The following is a 15,350-nucleotide window of genomic DNA, read 5'->3' as shown; positions in this document are numbered from 1 at the left end:
ATGCTCCCGGGGACTCGCGCGCTTGCCGCCTTGCTGTAGCACAAATTATTTTGGCGGATGCCTGCCGCCGTCATACTTTGCACTACAGCGGCGTTGGCTGCGTTTGCTCGCCCCGGTCACATACTGATGTATGTGACCGGGGACTCGCGTGCTTGCCGCCTTGCTGTAGCACAAATTATTTTGGCGGATATGTTTCATAACGCAGTTTTTTTGTAGGGTCGCCATTAATGGCGACCGCTATTTAGCGTTATATCTCAGCGTGTTAAGGTTGCCCTGCAACACTAAATCTCGTTTTAACGTCGAGACTTTACGACAAATTTCTGCCATTTCCCGCTGTTCCTGCAATTTTCCCTGCCACTTACTCGGCACTTGATCCCATTGCTGGTAGATCGCGTCAAGTGAGCCAAACTGCATTAGCAATTCACGGGCGCTTTTGGGTCCAATGCCTGGCACACCGGGGATTTTACTGCTGCTGATACCACATAATCCCCAGTAATCGGGTAACTGTGCAGGCGAGACGCCGAACTCCTGTTCGATAAAGGGCACATCCAGCCAGCGTTTCTGGAAATAGTCGCGAATGCGAATATTCGGTGCCAGCAACTGGCAATAGCCTTTATCAGTGGACACAATCGTTGCCTGATGACCGGCATCCGCCATTTTTACTGCCAGCGTGGCAGCAAGATCGTCGGCTTCGTCTAAATCCGCTACCCAGCAGTTGACGCCCGCAGCGTGAAATGCAGCCTGCAGCGCCGGCATCTCCCGCTGTAAATCTTCCGGCATCGGCGGGCGACCGGCTTTGTAATCTGGCAGGAGTTGATGGCGCCAACCCGGCTGACGTTCATGGCTATCAAAAACTGCCACCACGTGCGTGGGCTGGGTATGGCCTAATAACTGATGTAAGGCGGCAACGCAGCTGTCACGGCACGGCGAGCCTTGCACGGCGTGCAGGCGGCGGATCAGGTTAAGCGCATCAATGATAAGAAGATGAAACGACATAGCGATAGCGGCAGCCCGCAGGCTGCCTTCCTGATGAGTTATTTGATGATTTCGTAGCAGGGCGTGTAAGCGCTGCCCGGCAGCTTCATACGCTGCTGCGCAACAAAGCCCTGCAGCAGTTCGTCCATGCGGTGCATCAGATTGGCGTCGCCATGCAGTTTATACGGGCCTTTTTCGCGAATTTCACGAATCCCAATCTCCTTAACGTTTCCGGCCACAATGCCAGAGAAGGCGCGACGCAGATCGGCCGCCAACAGTTCGGCGGGCTGATCCGGGAACAACTTCAGGTTAGCCATATTCTCGTGCGTGGGCAGGAAGGGAACCTGTAATTCCGGTGCAATACGAATCGACCAGTTGAAGCTATACGCATCGCCGGTTTCGCGACGATATTCCTTCACCTGCGGCATGGCTTTTTTCATTAGACGCGCGACTTCAGCGGCGTCATCAATGATGATTTTGTAGTGCTTACGTGCTGCTTCGCCCAACGTGTTAACAATAAAATCATCCAGCACACGGAAGTAATCGGCGCTCTCTTTGGGGCCGGTCAGAATCAGGGGCAACACCTGCTCACTGTTGTGCGGATTCATCAGAATACCCAGCAAATACAAGAACTCTTCTGCCGTGCCGACGCCGCCAGGGAAGATCACAATACCGTGAGCCATACGCACAAAAGCTTCGAGACGTTTTTCGATATCCGGCATGATGATCAGCTCATTGACCAGCGGATTCGGTGGCTCCGCGGCGATGATCGACGGTTCAGTCAGGCCGATAAAACGGCTGTCGTGATAGCGCTGCTGCGCATGACCAACAGCAGCACCTTTCATTGGCGCTTCCATCACACCTGGCCCGCAGCCGGTACAGATGTTGAGTTCACGCAGGCCCATTTGGGTGCCGACGTTACGGCAATATTGATATTCCACCGCATTAATTGAGTGGCCGCCCCAGCACACCACGGTATTCGGGTACTCGCCGATATGAAGTGCGCGCGCGTTGCGCAGTATCGAAAACACCTGGTTGGTGATGTGCGCGGAGTCTTCGGTATCTTCAGGCTGGAAACGTTCAATCGCTGAAAGATGGCCATTCACAAACAGAATATCGCGCAGCACCGCAAACAAGTTGGCCTGCAGCGAGCGGATAATGCGGCCGTCAACAAAGGCTTCTTCCGGCGGGTTGATGAGCTCCAGCTTTACGCCGCGCTCACGGCGTAACACGTTGATATCAAAATTTTCGAAGCGCGAAAGCAGTTCATGACTGCTGTCGGTCTGGCTACCGGAATTGAGCACCGCCAGCGAACAGTTACGAAACAGCTGATAAAGGTCGCTGCTGGCCGTGCGCTTCAGCATGTCGACTTCTAATTGGGAGAGCAAATCCATCGAGCCAAGCGGGCTGATATGTGTAATCAAGAGAACTCCTTTACACGCAAATGCGTGACTGATGACGCTGCGCTTAACGTATTGAGCGCAGAGACGAAAATCCCTGGCCGCGCATGCTGTGACGATCGCGCCTTCAACAGAGTAACGTTGTCCGCCGTGGATGCTCAAGAGGAACCGTGCATCCATGCAGCGGCCTGCGAGGCGTCTCGCAATCTGTTACTGGCGCACCAGGCGGGAATATCCCGGAGAGAAGGGCACGTTGCTACGCCATGGGTTGATATCAAGACCGCCACGGCGGGTATAGCGCGCGTAGACCGTCAGCGACTCTGGCTGACAAAAGCGCTGAACATCGTTGAAAATGCGCTCAACACACTGCTCGTGAAACTCATTGTGCTGGCGGAAAGAGATCAGGTATCGCAGTAACGCTTCACGATCGATACGCGGCCCTTTATAGCGAATCATCACTGAACCCCAGTCGGGTTGATTGGTGATTAAACAGTTGGATTTCAGCAAATGGCTGACCAGCGTTTCCTCAACCATCTCACGACCCGCAGCCTGCGCCAGGTAATCCGCATTGAAGGCGTAATCATGAATCTCAATATCCTGTTCATCAATCACTTCACCGCTGAAGTGACCGATCGGCTGTCCTTCGACTTCGCTGAGACGGAACAGCGCCACGGTGACGTGGCCATTGGCGCAGGCGCTGAGGTCGCGCTCCAGCGTCTGGCGCACTTCGCCCCAGTCGGCGAAAACGGTCTGATTAAAACTGTTAAGATAAAGCTTAAAGCTCTTTGACTCGATGAGGTTTTGGCTGTCGGCGCGAAGTACCACTTCACCAACGGCTACCTGCGGTACGCCTTTGCTGTTGAGCCAGGAAAGTTCGTACAACGTCCAGATATCAGCGCCGGAAAAGGGCAGATTGTCTGGATAGAGCCCAAGCGGCTCACGGTTCAGGCTGCGCGGCACCGATTGCAACAGCGTGCTATCGTAGCGATCGACATAAGCCGTGGGCTTACCTAAGGTCAGGCCGCTTAATGCCTGGTCCCGGTTTTCAGAAGACATAACGGTTACCATTGAATTTCATCAAAGTGGCTAAGTGTAACCCATCACCGACGAGAATATGAATGATGCAGCAAACCGCAGAGGCTCTGCGCGAGTTTACCGCCCGCTATGTTCAACATTGGCAGCAGCAAACCGGACATTTTCCGGCCAGCGCCGATCTGCTTGGCGTACCATCAGACTGCATTATTAGCACCCTGGATGACCGTGTATTATGGCAGCCGCAGCCGTTTACGTTGCCCGCCACGCTTGAGGCAGTGGAGCGCGCGCTGGATATTCAGCTGCAGCCCGAAATCACCGCCTTTTACACCGCGCAATTTGCTGGCGACATGATGGCAACCTTTGAGCAGCGACCACTTTGCTTGCTGCAGGTCTGGAGCGAAGCCGATTTTACCCGCCTGCAGGAGAACCTGATTGGTCATCTGGTGATGAAGCGCCGCTTAAGACAAGCTCCGACCTTATTTATAGCAACGACCGACTTTGATAATGAGGTCGTTGCGCTATGTAATCTTACCGGCGAAGTAATTATTGAGGAGCCCGGTACTAAAAAGCGTGAAGTACTGGCCACTTCCGTTAAGACATTTCTCAATGCTTTACAACCGGTTAGTGGCTGAGTTGCAGATTTTTCGCCTGTGCTCTGTGAGAGATCTCTCACGCGATGTGTGAGAGATCGCCAGATCATTTCGCAGGCATCTGCACGTCGCTAATGTAAAAATATTGTGAATCATGAACTTATGGCATCATTCTGAAAATTAAGACCAGGCTTAATCCATTAATGCTTCTTACTGGCTTGTTATTGCGATGGTTTCTGAGAGAATAGTCACCACTGGCAGGATGCTGGGGATTAAGAGATGTTCAGGAGAACATCAGCCACGCGGCGGGAACGTAACGGAATTTACGGCACACGGAAGGCTTCAGGAAGAAGCAGGACACTCAGGAGTGAGTTAAGGGACACCTCCAGGATGGAGAATGAGAGCCACGCGGAATGTGGCGGGCCAGGACGCTAAGGATTAATGTCACGATGACAAGCGATGGAAAGCGCAGGAACAGTTGTCATGGATGAGCAGGGAGCACAGCTGTGGCGGGAATGCTGCGAACGAAAACCGGGAGCACTGTAATCACAGTGCTCCCTTTTTTTATGCTTTTTTGCGCAAGGCGTGACTGATGATATGCTTGCCGCCCATTTTTGCTCTGGAGGTGGCGCATGTCGTCGCAAATGATTATTCAGCGTCTGCAGCAGGTCGAGGCGGTAATGCGCGAACACGACCATTGGCAGGCACAAGCGCCTGAGGCGAGCGCCTTCGCCAGCACCGAACCTTTCTGTCTTGATACCATGGAGCCGTTGCAATGGCTGCAATGGGTTTTGATGCCGCGTTTTTACGCGCTGCTTGAGAGCGGTGCGCCGTTACCGCAAAATTTCGCTATCGCACCCTATTATGAAGTGGCATTGCCAGCCGACACGCCGGGTTATGCGGCGTTATTGCTGACAATCAACCACTTTGATGCGCTCTTCCAGGAACCCTCCGCCTGATGCTCGAAATCCTCTATCAAGATGAATGGCTGGTCGCCGTGAATAAACCGGCCGGTTGGCTGGTGCATCGCAGTTGGCTCGATCGCAACGAGAAAGTGGTGGTGATGCAAACGGTGCGCGACCAGATTGGCCAGCACGTTTTCACCGTGCATCGTCTCGATCGTCCAACCTCTGGCGTGCTGCTGATGGGATTATCGAGCGAAGTCGCGCATTTGCTGGCACAGCAGTTTGAGCAGCACCAGATGCAGAAAACCTATCACGCGGTGCTGCGTGGCTGGCTGGAAGGCGGCGCAACGCTCGATTATCCGCTGGTGGAAGAGCTGGATAAGATTGCCGACAAATTCGCCACGCAAGAACCTGTGGCACAACCGGCGGTAACGGATTATCAGGCGCTGGCACATGTTGAAATGCCGGTAGCCATCAGTCGTTATAACACCGCACGCTATACGTTGGTGGAGATGGCGCCGCACACCGGCCGCAAACACCAGCTGCGCCGCCATATGGTGCATTTGCGTCATCCGATTATCGGCGATAGCGCGCATGGCGATCTCCGGCAGAATCGCGGCGCGGCGGCGCATTTTGGGCTTAACCGCTTGATGCTGCATGCCAGTGCGTTGAGCTTCACGCATCCGGTAACCGGCGAGCCGTTAGTGATTCGCGCGGGATTGGATCGCGTCTGGCAGCAGATGCTGCAGCAGTTTGGCTGGCAGGATCAGATCCCTGATGTTCCCAGGGTTGAGTTTGCCATTGATGCAGTCCAGGATAATCCAACAGAATAAAGGAGCGGCAAGATGGCAAAGATTGGCATTTTTACAGGTACGGTTTACGGCAATGCACTGCTGGTGGCTGAAGAAGCACAGACGGTGCTGGAAGAGCAGGGCCACGAGGTACAGGTATTTGAAGATCCGTCGCTGGCGGATTGGCAGGCATACAGCAAAGATGTGGTGCTGATTGTGACTTCAACGACTGGCCAGGGTGATTTTCCGGACAACATTGCCCGCCTGTATGTCGCGGTACGTGATGATCTCGGTTATCAGCCCGAGTTGCGCTATGGCGTGATTGGTCTGGGTGACAGCAGCTATGACAATTTCTGCGGTGCCGGTAAAACCTTCGATGTCACCTTGCAGGATCAAAGCGCCAAGCGTGTTGGAGAGATGTTGCTGGTGGATGCGACGGAACATCCTGAACCAGAATCGGTGACTTCGCCGTGGGTGGAGAGCTGGGGTAAGTTGCTGTAATTGCTTTGCCCTCACCCTCTCCCGCAAGCGGGAGAGGGTGAGGGCAATCACGTCACCGGCGCAGGATTAAACACGGCCAGCTGATTGCGAATTCCCCATCGATCCGACCAGGTCTGCTTGCGTCCGCTGGCAATATCCAGAATCAACTCAAACAATCTCCAGCCCACCTGCTCAATGCTCTCTTCGCCCGTGGCAATGGTTCCGGCATTGATATCCATCAAATCATGCCAGCGTTCGGCCAGCGCATTGCGCGTTGCCATCTTAATCACTGGAATTGCTGCCAAACCGTAAGGCGTGCCACGCCCGGTAGTAAACACCTGCAAGGTAATGCCCGATGCCATCTGCTGGGTACCGCACACAAAATCGCTGGCGGGCGTCGCGGCATAAATCAGCCCACGTTGGGTTGGACGTTGACCAGGCGACAACACTTCTACGATCGGACTGCGTCCCGATTTGGCAATCGAGCCCAGCGCTTTTTCTACCACGTTTGCCAGCCCACCTTTTTTATTACCCGGTGAGGGATTCGCGCTGCGATCGGTTTGGCCCTGGCTGAGGTAATCGTCATACCACGCCATCTCTTCCAGCAGCCGTTTACCCACGGCTTCATCCACCACACGCGGTGTCAGCAGATGAATGGCATCACGCACTTCAGTCACTTCAGAGAACATCACCGTTGCGCCGCAGCGCACCAGCAGATCGGAAGCAAAGCCCACGGCGGGATTCGCCGTCACACCCGAGAAGGCATCGCTGCCGCCGCACTGCGTGCCGATCACCAGATCGGACGCCGGGCAGGTTTCCCGCTGGCGTAGATTGAGCTTTTTCAGATGGCGTTCGGCGACCTGCAGGATTTCATCCACCATCGCACCGAAGCCTACCAGACGCTCATCTTGCAGTCGCACAATGTCGTTATCATCGAGCGAAATGGCCTGTACGTCCGGCGTGCCGGTCAGCAGACGCTCCGGTTGTAATTTCTCGCAGCCGAGGCTGACGATCATCACTTCGCCGCCAAAATTGGGATTGAGCGCGAGATTATGAATGGTACGAATCGGCACCACCGCGGCAGGCGCATTGATCGCTACCCCGCAGCCATACAGATGATTCAGCGCCACCACGCCATCGACATTGGGATAACGCGGCAGCAAATCTCGTTCGATGATCTGCACCACATAATCCACTACGCCAGCCACGCAATGAACGCTGGTAGTAATACCGAGCAGGTTGCGTGTTCCTACGCTGCCATCGGCGTTGCGATAACCTTCAAAGGTATAACCCTCCAGCGCTGGCAGTGCGGGCGGCACATTGTTTGCCAGCGGCAAACTGTTAAGCGGCGGCGCTTCGGGTAGCGCCACCAGCGACTCTTCAATCCAGCTGCCTTGCGCAATCGGGCGCAACGCGTAGCCAATCACTTCACCGTAACGCAGGATCGCGCCATCTTGCGGGATATCGCAAAGTGCAACTTTATGCCCCTGCGGCACATGTTCGGTTAGCTGCAGTCCGTCGTCGAAACGCGTGCCGGACGGCAATCCCTGATTATTGACCACGATCGCCACGTTATCGGCATCGTGCACTTTGATATAGAGCGGTTTTTCTGTCAGAGGACGGTTCATTGCTCACCTTCCAGTTCGTCGCACTGTACATGGCAGCGCGGTTTAAATGTGTTCATCACGTCATCGTATTTTGCCAGCCTCAGTATATGCAGGGGTATTTGCGTAACGCATTGTGCAAATGACTGGCTTTAAGTGGTTTTATGTCGGCAATTTGGTTCGTTTAACCAAACACAAGAGAAGGGACTCACAAAGTGCAGTCGGCCTGTACGTTTACCAGGCAAAACACGGCTGCAAAAAACGGTTCCGTGAGCCACCCCGCAGCGTTATGTGCAGATGCCATAAAAACAGTGTCAATCGCCCTTAATCCTCATGCTTTCTTCCAGTGTTTCGCCTCAAGGCTGTTCCTATACTGATTCTCGTTCTTCAACGTTAGGTTATTCGTCACGACGCATCATCGTATTGCCAAAATAAAAATCGCCGTGTTTAACCCAACTTCTCTCTGATACCCAACGCGATGTGTATGCAGTCAGAGCGAATGTAGCTCGCGCTATATTTCAGGAGTGCATCATGAATAGTTTTAGCCAGACAGCGGAAGCGGTGCAGAAACGCACCAATGCCCGTTACTGGATTGTGGTGATGTTATTTATCGTCACCTCATTCAACTACGGTGACCGCGCCACCATTTCGATTGCCGGTTCGGCGATGTCCAAAGATATCGGCCTCGATTCGGTCGGACTGGGCTATATCTTCTCCGCCTTCTCGTGGGCATACGTGATTGGTCAGATTCCAGGTGGTTGGCTGCTTGACCGCTTTGGCTCCAAACGCGTCTATTTCTGGAGCATCTTTACCTGGTCGCTGTTCACCTTGCTGCAAGGCTTCGTCGACGTGTTCAGCGGCTTCGGCATCATCGTTTCGTTGTTTATGCTGCGTTTCCTGGTCGGTTTGGCCGAGGCGCCATCCTTCCCCGGCAACAGCCGCATTGTAGCTGCCTGGTTCCCAGCGCAGGAGCGCGGTACGGCCGTGGCGATCTTCAACTCGGCGCAATACTTCGCCACAGTGATCTTCGCGCCGATCATGGGTTGGCTGGTCTCTGAAGTGGGCTGGGCGCACGTGTTCTGGTTCATGGGGGGATTGGGCATCATCCTCAGCTTTATCTGGCTGAAAGTGATCCACGATCCCACCGATCACCCGGGCGTGAACAAAGCCGAACTGGAGTACATGGAGCAGGGCGGTGCGCTGATCAACATGGACGCCAAAAAAGACGATCGCAAAGTCAGCTGGAGCGAGAAGTGGTTCCAGATTAAACAGCTGCTGACCTCACGCATGATGCTGGGCATCTACCTCGGCCAGTACTGTGTCAACGCCTTAACCTACTTCTTTATTACCTGGTTCCCGGTCTATCTGGTGCAGGCGCGCGGCATGTCGATTTTGAAAGCCGGCTTTATTGCTTCGATTCCGGCGGTGTGCGGCTTCCTTGGCGGCGTGTTGGGCGGGGTAATTTCCGATTACCTGATGCGTAAAACCGGCTCGCTGAATATCGCGCGCAAAACGCCGATTGTGCTCGGCATGCTGCTCTCCATATCGATGGTGATGTGTAACTACACTGACACCGAATGGGTAGTGGTGTTCTTCATGGCGCTGGCGTTCTTCGGTAAAGGCATTGGTGCGCTGGGTTGGGCAGTAATGGCGGATACCGCACCGAAAGAGATCAGCGGCCTGAGCGGCGGTCTGTTCAACATGTTCGGTAACTTCTCCGGCATCGTCACGCCGATTGCCATCGGTTACATCATCGCCACCAGCGGATCGTTCGAAGGCGCGCTGGTTTATGTCGGTATCCATGCCTTTGTCGCCGCCTTTAGCTTCCTGGTGATTGCGGGCGATATTAAGCGCGTCGAACTGAAAACCAGGCCATAAGGACGGAATATGACTACGCAAAGTACGCCGGTCATCACCGAAATGCAGGTGATTCCGGTTGCCGGTTACGACAGCATGCTGCTCAACATCGGGGGCGCGCACAGCGCCTGCTTCACCCGCAATATCGTGGTGCTCACCGACAGCGCCGGACACACTGGCGTGGGGGAAGCGCCGGGCGGCGAAACCATCTACCAAACCCTTGTCGAGGCGATTCCGCAGGTTAAAGGCCAGCAGGTGGCCCGCATGAACCGTCTGGTGCAGCAAGTGCACAAAGGCAATCAGTCGGCGGATTTCGATACCTTCGGTAAAGGCGCCTGGACCTTCGAACTGCGCGTCAATGCCGTCGCGGCGCTGGAGGCGGCACTGCTCGATTTGCTCGGTCAATGCCTTGGTGTGCCGGTGGCGGAACTGCTCGGTCCGGGGCAGCAGCGCGATGAAGTGACGGTGCTCGGTTATCTGTTCTATCTCGGCGATCGCCGTAAAACCGACTTACCGTATCTGACCGGCGAAGGTGCCAGCCACGATTGGTATCACCTACGCCATCAGGAAGCGCTGACGCCAGAATCCGTGGTGCGTCTGGCGGAAGCAGCACAGGACAAATACGGCTTCAAAGATTTCAAACTCAAAGGCGGCGTGCTGCCCGGTGAACAGGAGATCGAATCGGCGGCGGCGTTGAAAAAGCGCTTCCCCGATGCGCGCATCACCGTTGATCCCAACGGTGCCTGGACGCTCGACGAAGCGATTCGCTTATGTAAGGGCATGGGCGATGTGCTGACCTACGCCGAAGATCCGTGCGGTGCCGAGCAAGGCTACTCCGGTCGCGAAGTGATGGCTGAATTCCGCCGCGCCACCGGTTTGCCGGTGGCAACCAATATGATCGCCACCAACTGGCGCGAGATGAACCACGCGGTAATGCTCAACTCGGTCGATATCCCGCTGGCCGATCCGCACTTCTGGACGCTGAGCGGTGCGGTGCGCGTGGCGCAGCTGTGCGATGACTGGGGCTTAACCTGGGGATGCCACTCCAACAACCACTTCGATATTTCACTGGCGATGTTCACCCACGTGGGCGCGGCTGCGCCCGGCAAACCGACCGCCATTGATACCCACTGGATTTGGCAGGAAGGCGATCAGCGTCTGACCAAAGAGCCGCTGCAAATCCGCAACGGCAAAATCGCCGTGCCGGATAAGCCAGGCCTCGGGGTTGAGCTGGATTGGGATCGTCTGCATCAGGCCAATGCTTTGTATAAATCGCTGCCGGCTGGCGCGCGTAATGACGCCACCGCTATGCAGTATCTGGTTCCCAATTGGTCATTCGACCGCAAGCGTCCGGCCTTCGGTCGCGGCTAAGTCAAAGGAGCAGGAAATGAGTCAGACACCGAAAATTACAGCGCTGCAGGTCATTCCGGTGGCCGGTTACGACAGCATGTTACTTAACCTGAGCGGCGCACATTCGCCCTTTTTCACCCGTAATATCGTCATTATTAAAGACAATGCCGGACATACCGGCGTGGGTGAGATTCCAGGCGGCGAAAAGATTCGTCAGACGCTGGAAGATGCGGCGGCGCTGGTGGTGCAGAAAACCGTTGGCGAATACAAAAATATCCTCAATCTGGTGCGCAGCACCTTTGTTGACCGCGACGCCAGCGGCCGCGGCAATCAAACCTTTGATCTGCGTACCACCATTCATGTGGTAACCGGCATTGAAGCGGCACTGCTCGATCTGCTGGGCCAGCATTTAGGTGTCAACGTTGCATCACTGCTTGGCGATGGCCAGCAGCGCGATCGCGTTGAGATGCTGGGCTACCTGTTCTACGTCGGCGATCGCAAGAAAACCGCGTTGCCGTATCAGAGCCAGGAAAATGACAAATGCGATTGGTATCGTCTGCGCCATGAAGAGGCGTTAACGCCGGAAACGGTGGTGCGTCTGGCGGAAGCGGCCTACGAAAAATATGGCTTTAACGATTTCAAACTGAAAGGCGGCGTGCTGCGCGGTGGCGAAGAGGCTGAAGCGGTAACGGCGCTGGCGAAGCGTTTCCCGCAGGCGCGCGTAACGCTCGATCCCAACGGTGCCTGGTCACTGAACGAAGCGATTCTGCTCGGCAAGCAGCTGAAAGGCGTGCTGGCCTATGCGGAAGATCCATGCGGTGCTGAGCAGGGCTATTCCGGTCGCGAAGTGATGGCTGAATTCCGCCGCGCCACCGGCATGCCGACCGCCACCAATATGATTGCTACCGACTGGCGTCAGATGGGCCACACGCTGTCGTTGCAATCGGTCGATATTCCGCTGGCGGATCCACACTTCTGGACGATGCAGGGCTCAGTGCGCGTGGCGCAGATGTGCCATGACTTCGGCCTGACGTGGGGCTCGCACTCAAACAATCACTTCGATATCTCACTGGCGATGTTCACGCATGTGGCCGCTGCCGCGCCGGGTGCGATTACCGCTATCGACACGCACTGGATTTGGCAGGAAGGCAATCAGCGTCTGACGAAAGAGCCGTTCCAGATTAAAGGCGGCATGGTGCAAGTGCCGCAGAAACCGGGGCTTGGCGTCGAACTGGATATGGATCAGGTGATGAAGGCCAACGCGCTGTATCAGCAACACGGTTTAGGCGCGCGCGATGATGCGCAGGCCATGCAGTTCCTCGTACCGAACTGGACCTTTGATAACAAACGTCCGTGCCTGGTGCGCTAACTTTTCCGGCTCCCCGCGCGGGAGCCTGCTGTAACCGACAGGAGTGAAGACAATGAGCAATGCCTGGCCGAACAATTTTCGTCGCCGTTTGCTGGCAGGAGAAACCCTGATTGGCAGTTGGTGTGCGCTGGCTAATCCACTGACCACCGAAGTGCTGGGCCTGGCGGGCTTTGACTGGCTGGTGCTGGATGGCGAACACGCGCCGAACGATATCACTACCTTTGTGCCGCAGCTGATGGCGCTGAAGGGCAGCCACAGTGCGCCGGTAGTGCGTCCGCCGTGCAACGAACCGATCATCATCAAACGTCTGCTGGATATCGGCTTCTACAACTTCCTGGTGCCGTTTGTGGAAACCGAAGAGGAGGCGATTCGCGCGGTTGCCTCAACTCGTTATCCGCCAGCTGGGATTCGCGGTGTCTCGGTTTCGCATCGCAGCAACATGTACGGCACGCTGCCTGACTACAACAGCACCATCAACGACAACATCACCGTTCTGGTGCAGATCGAAACCCAGCAGGCGGTGGACAACATTGATGCTATCGCTGCGGTAGATGGCGTTGATGGCATTTTCGTCGGGCCAGGCGATCTGTCAGCGGCGCTGGGCTATCTCGGCCAGCCAGCGCATCCCGAAGTATTGAAAGTGATTAAACACGTGTTTGAACGCGCGAAAGCCGCGGGTAAACCGAGCGGCATTTTGGCGCCGGTTGAAGCCGATGCGCGTCGCTACCTTGAGTGGGGTGCCAGCTTTGTGGCGGTCGGCAGCGATCTGGGTGTTTTCCGCAATGCCACGCAGGCGCTGTGTGACAAATTCAAAAAATAACTGACGTAGGGGAAAGGCAATGAAAATTGGATTTATCGGCCTCGGTATCATGGGCAAACCGATGAGTAAAAACCTGGTGAAAGCCGGTTATTCGCTGGTGGTGCGTGACCACAATGCCAGCAACGAAGCAGAGTTAGTTGAGCTGGGCGCTACCGTGGCGAAAAGCGCTAAAGAGGTGGCTGAGCAGGTTGACGTGGTAATTACCATGGTGCCGAACTCGCCGCAGGTGAAAGAAGCCTGCCTGGGCGCCAACGGCATCATTGAGGGCGCAAAGCCGGGCCTGATTGTTATCGATATGAGCTCTATCGCGCCCTTATCCAGCCGTGAAGTGCACGATGCGCTGGCAGCCAAAGGCATCAAAATGCTCGATGCACCGGTAAGCGGCGGCGAGCCGAAGGCGATTGAGGGTACCTTGTCGGTGATGGTCGGCGGCGATAAAGCGGTGTTCGATCAGTGCTACGACATCATGAAAGCGATGGCGGGTTCGGTAGTACATACCGGCGATATCGGCGCGGGCAACGTCACCAAACTGGCGAACCAGGTGATTGTGGCGCTGAATATCGCGGCGATGTCGGAAGCGCTGTCGCTGGCGACCAAGGCGGGTGTGAATCCTGAGCTGGTGTATCAGGCAATTCGTGGCGGCCTGGCAGGCAGTACGGTGCTGGATGCCAAAGCGCCGATGGTGTTGGATCGCAACTTTAAACCGGGTTTCCGTATCGATCTGCATATCAAAGATCTGGCCAACGCGCTGGATACTTCCCACGAAATTGGCGCGCATCTGCCGCTGACCGCCGCGGTGATGGAGATGATGCAGGCGCTGAAGGTGGACGGACAGGGCACTTCCGACCATAGCGCGCTGGCCTGCTATTATGAAAAATTAGCGAAAGTTGAGATCACCCGGTAGTGCAAGCGTCCGGCATCTGCGCATGCCGGACGGCTCACTGCCTTTGCAGGACGGATGTCCGTCATCAACCGCGCTGGATTGCCTATGAAAATTGTCATCGCACCGGATTCATATAAAGAGAGTTTATCCGCCCTGGAAGTGGCTTCGGCGATTGAAGCGGGATTCCGCGAGATCTTTCCTGAAGCTGACTACGTGAAAATACCGGTTGCCGACGGTGGTGAAGGCACGGTTGAAGCGATGGTGGCGGCAACGCAGGGAAACATTGTCCGACTGACGGCCACCGGACCGCTCGGCAAGCCGGTGGATGCGTTCTACGGTTTGTCAGGTGATGAGCGCACCGCGTTCATTGAAATGGCGGCGGCCAGCGGGCTGGAGTTAGTGCCCGCCGCGCAGCGCGATCCGCTGATTACCACTTCATTTGGCACCGGCGAGCTGATTAAAGATGCACTCGACCGCGGAGTCGATCACGTCATTATCGGCATTGGCGGCAGCGCCACCAATGATGGCGGTTCCGGCATGATGCAGGCGCTGGGCGCGCATCTGCTGGACGATCAGGGTCAGCAAATTGCTTACGGTGGCGGGGCGCTACCGCAGCTGGCGCGGATTGATATCGCACAGCTGGATCCCCGTATTAAGCAGTGCCGTTTTGAGGTTGCCTGCGATGTCTCCAATCCGCTGACCGGTGAAAAAGGAGCGTCGGCGATTTTCGGCCCGCAAAAGGGCGCGACGCCAGCGTTGGTCCAGCAGCTGGATCAGGCCCTGGAACACTACGCGCAGATTATTCATCGCGATTTGGATATTGATGTGCTGCATATCGACGGCGGCGGCGCGGCAGGTGGCATGGGCGCGGCTTTGCATGCGTTTTGTCAGGCCGAGTTGCGCAGCGGCATTGAGATTGTCACCGAAGCGTTGGGCCTGGCCGAGCAGGTGAAAGATGCCGATCTGGTGATTACCGGCGAAGGGCGCATCGACAGCCAAAGCGTCAATGGCAAGGTGCCGGTCGGCGTTGCGAAAGTCGCTAAGCAGTATCACAAGCCGGTGATTGGCATCGCCGGGAGTTTGACGGCCGATGTTGGCGTGGTGCATCAGCATGGGCTGGATGCGGTGTTCAGCGTGCTGTTTAGCATCTGTTCCCTGGAAGAAGCACTGGCCAATGCGGCGCAGAATGTGCGCCTGACGGCGCGCAATGTGGCGGCGACGATAAAGGCGGGTAAAGCGCTGTAAGAAGTTTGGTCGCCCCTATGGCGCCCCTACAAATGCCGCCGTAGGG

At 55.9% G+C, this 15,350-nt stretch carries 14 protein-coding genes; 10 read left to right on the top strand and 4 right to left on the bottom strand.

What is annotated here, in order from left to right; genetic code table 11:
- Nucleotides 1-237 precede the first annotated feature (237 nt).
- From xni to queF, 3 genes are all read right to left on the bottom strand, one after another.
- Entirely contained in the window at nucleotides 238-996 is a 759-nt protein-coding gene (xni, locus tag WH298_RS05250; protein WP_180822374.1) for a flap endonuclease Xni, read from the bottom strand.
- Between the two features lie 38 nt (nucleotides 997-1,034).
- Nucleotides 1,035-2,399, bottom strand: coding sequence for a nucleotide 5'-monophosphate nucleosidase PpnN (gene ppnN / locus WH298_RS05245; protein ID WP_007891741.1), 1,365 nt, complete (start codon nucleotides 2,397-2,399; stop codon nucleotides 1,035-1,037).
- A gap of 186 nt (nucleotides 2,400-2,585) precedes the next feature.
- A complete protein-coding gene (gene queF / locus WH298_RS05240) occupies nucleotides 2,586-3,431 on the bottom strand; it encodes an NADPH-dependent 7-cyano-7-deazaguanine reductase QueF (protein WP_007891740.1) in 846 nt (281 codons plus the stop codon).
- Between the two features lie 62 nt (nucleotides 3,432-3,493).
- Here queF and syd point away from each other — a divergent pair, with 62 nt between their 5' ends.
- From syd to WH298_RS05220, 4 genes are all read left to right on the top strand, one after another.
- Nucleotides 3,494-4,042: a SecY-interacting protein gene (gene syd / locus WH298_RS05235; protein ID WP_180822373.1), complete on the top strand. Its 549-nt coding sequence runs from the start codon at nucleotides 3,494-3,496 to the stop codon at nucleotides 4,040-4,042.
- A 590-nt stretch (nucleotides 4,043-4,632) separates the two neighbouring features.
- Complete coding sequence (locus tag WH298_RS05230) at nucleotides 4,633-4,959, top strand: YqcC family protein (protein ID WP_049852643.1); 327 nt, start codon at nucleotides 4,633-4,635, stop codon at nucleotides 4,957-4,959.
- Complete coding sequence (gene truC, locus WH298_RS05225; RefSeq protein WP_007891737.1) at nucleotides 4,959-5,738, top strand: tRNA pseudouridine(65) synthase TruC; 780 nt, start codon at nucleotides 4,959-4,961, stop codon at nucleotides 5,736-5,738. Before WH298_RS05230 ends, truC begins: the two co-directional genes overlap by 1 nt.
- A 12-nt stretch (nucleotides 5,739-5,750) precedes the next feature.
- Complete coding sequence (locus tag WH298_RS05220) at nucleotides 5,751-6,197, top strand: flavodoxin (protein ID WP_007891736.1); 447 nt, start codon at nucleotides 5,751-5,753, stop codon at nucleotides 6,195-6,197.
- 47 nt (nucleotides 6,198-6,244) lie between these two features.
- Here WH298_RS05220 and garD read toward each other — a convergent pair whose 3' ends face one another.
- A complete protein-coding gene (gene garD / locus WH298_RS05215; protein WP_180822372.1) occupies nucleotides 6,245-7,804 on the bottom strand; it encodes a galactarate dehydratase in 1,560 nt (519 codons plus the stop codon).
- Nucleotides 7,805-8,311: 507 nt separating this feature from the next.
- Between garD and WH298_RS05210 the strand changes: the two genes are divergently transcribed.
- The 6 genes from WH298_RS05210 (at nucleotide 8,312) to WH298_RS05185 (ending at nucleotide 15,304) form a co-directional block, all read left to right on the top strand.
- Nucleotides 8,312-9,658, top strand: a complete 1,347-nt coding sequence (locus tag WH298_RS05210; protein WP_007891734.1) for an MFS transporter — start codon at nucleotides 8,312-8,314, stop codon at nucleotides 9,656-9,658.
- A gap of 9 nt (nucleotides 9,659-9,667) precedes the next feature.
- Nucleotides 9,668-11,008, top strand: a complete 1,341-nt coding sequence (locus WH298_RS05205) for an enolase C-terminal domain-like protein (protein WP_049852646.1) — start codon at nucleotides 9,668-9,670, stop codon at nucleotides 11,006-11,008.
- A gap of 16 nt (nucleotides 11,009-11,024) precedes the next feature.
- Complete coding sequence (gene gudD / locus WH298_RS05200) at nucleotides 11,025-12,356, top strand: glucarate dehydratase (RefSeq protein ID WP_180822371.1); 1,332 nt, start codon at nucleotides 11,025-11,027, stop codon at nucleotides 12,354-12,356.
- A 52-nt stretch (nucleotides 12,357-12,408) separates the two neighbouring features.
- Nucleotides 12,409-13,176, top strand: a complete 768-nt coding sequence (gene garL, locus WH298_RS05195; protein WP_007891731.1) for a 2-dehydro-3-deoxyglucarate aldolase — start codon at nucleotides 12,409-12,411, stop codon at nucleotides 13,174-13,176.
- A gap of 19 nt (nucleotides 13,177-13,195) precedes the next feature.
- Nucleotides 13,196-14,080: a 2-hydroxy-3-oxopropionate reductase gene (gene garR, locus WH298_RS05190; protein WP_180822370.1), complete on the top strand. Its 885-nt coding sequence runs from the start codon at nucleotides 13,196-13,198 to the stop codon at nucleotides 14,078-14,080.
- Nucleotides 14,081-14,164: 84 nt separating this feature from the next.
- On the top strand, nucleotides 14,165-15,304 hold the full coding sequence (locus WH298_RS05185) for a glycerate kinase (protein WP_180822369.1): 1,140 nt from the start codon (nucleotides 14,165-14,167) through the stop codon (nucleotides 15,302-15,304).
- Nucleotides 15,305-15,350: the final 46 nt, after the last annotated feature.

It is taken from the genome of Pantoea nemavictus (assembly GCF_037479095.1).
GTDB classification, from domain to species: Bacteria; Pseudomonadota; Gammaproteobacteria; order Enterobacterales; family Enterobacteriaceae; genus Pantoea; species Pantoea nemavictus.
The sequence above is the reverse complement of the archived record's forward strand: the minus strand, read 5'-3'. Positions and strand labels throughout refer to the sequence as shown.

Coding starts and splice junctions, on each gene's coding strand:
- truC (WP_007891737.1), top strand. CDS start 4,959: ATGCTCGAAATCCTCTATCAAGATGAATGGCTGGTCGCCGTGAATAAA.
- WH298_RS05210 (WP_007891734.1), top strand. CDS start 8,312: ATGAATAGTTTTAGCCAGACAGCGGAAGCGGTGCAGAAACGCACCAAT.
- xni (WP_180822374.1), bottom strand. CDS start 996: ATGTCGTTTCATCTTCTTATCATTGATGCGCTTAACCTGATCCGCCGC.
- WH298_RS05230 (WP_049852643.1), top strand. CDS start 4,633: ATGTCGTCGCAAATGATTATTCAGCGTCTGCAGCAGGTCGAGGCGGTA.
- WH298_RS05185 (WP_180822369.1), top strand. CDS start 14,165: ATGAAAATTGTCATCGCACCGGATTCATATAAAGAGAGTTTATCCGCC.
- garD (WP_180822372.1), bottom strand. CDS start 7,804: ATGAACCGTCCTCTGACAGAAAAACCGCTCTATATCAAAGTGCACGAT.
- WH298_RS05220 (WP_007891736.1), top strand. CDS start 5,751: ATGGCAAAGATTGGCATTTTTACAGGTACGGTTTACGGCAATGCACTG.
- garL (WP_007891731.1), top strand. CDS start 12,409: ATGAGCAATGCCTGGCCGAACAATTTTCGTCGCCGTTTGCTGGCAGGA.
- syd (WP_180822373.1), top strand. CDS start 3,494: ATGATGCAGCAAACCGCAGAGGCTCTGCGCGAGTTTACCGCCCGCTAT.
- queF (WP_007891740.1), bottom strand. CDS start 3,431: ATGTCTTCTGAAAACCGGGACCAGGCATTAAGCGGCCTGACCTTAGGT.
- WH298_RS05205 (WP_049852646.1), top strand. CDS start 9,668: ATGACTACGCAAAGTACGCCGGTCATCACCGAAATGCAGGTGATTCCG.
- garR (WP_180822370.1), top strand. CDS start 13,196: ATGAAAATTGGATTTATCGGCCTCGGTATCATGGGCAAACCGATGAGT.
- gudD (WP_180822371.1), top strand. CDS start 11,025: ATGAGTCAGACACCGAAAATTACAGCGCTGCAGGTCATTCCGGTGGCC.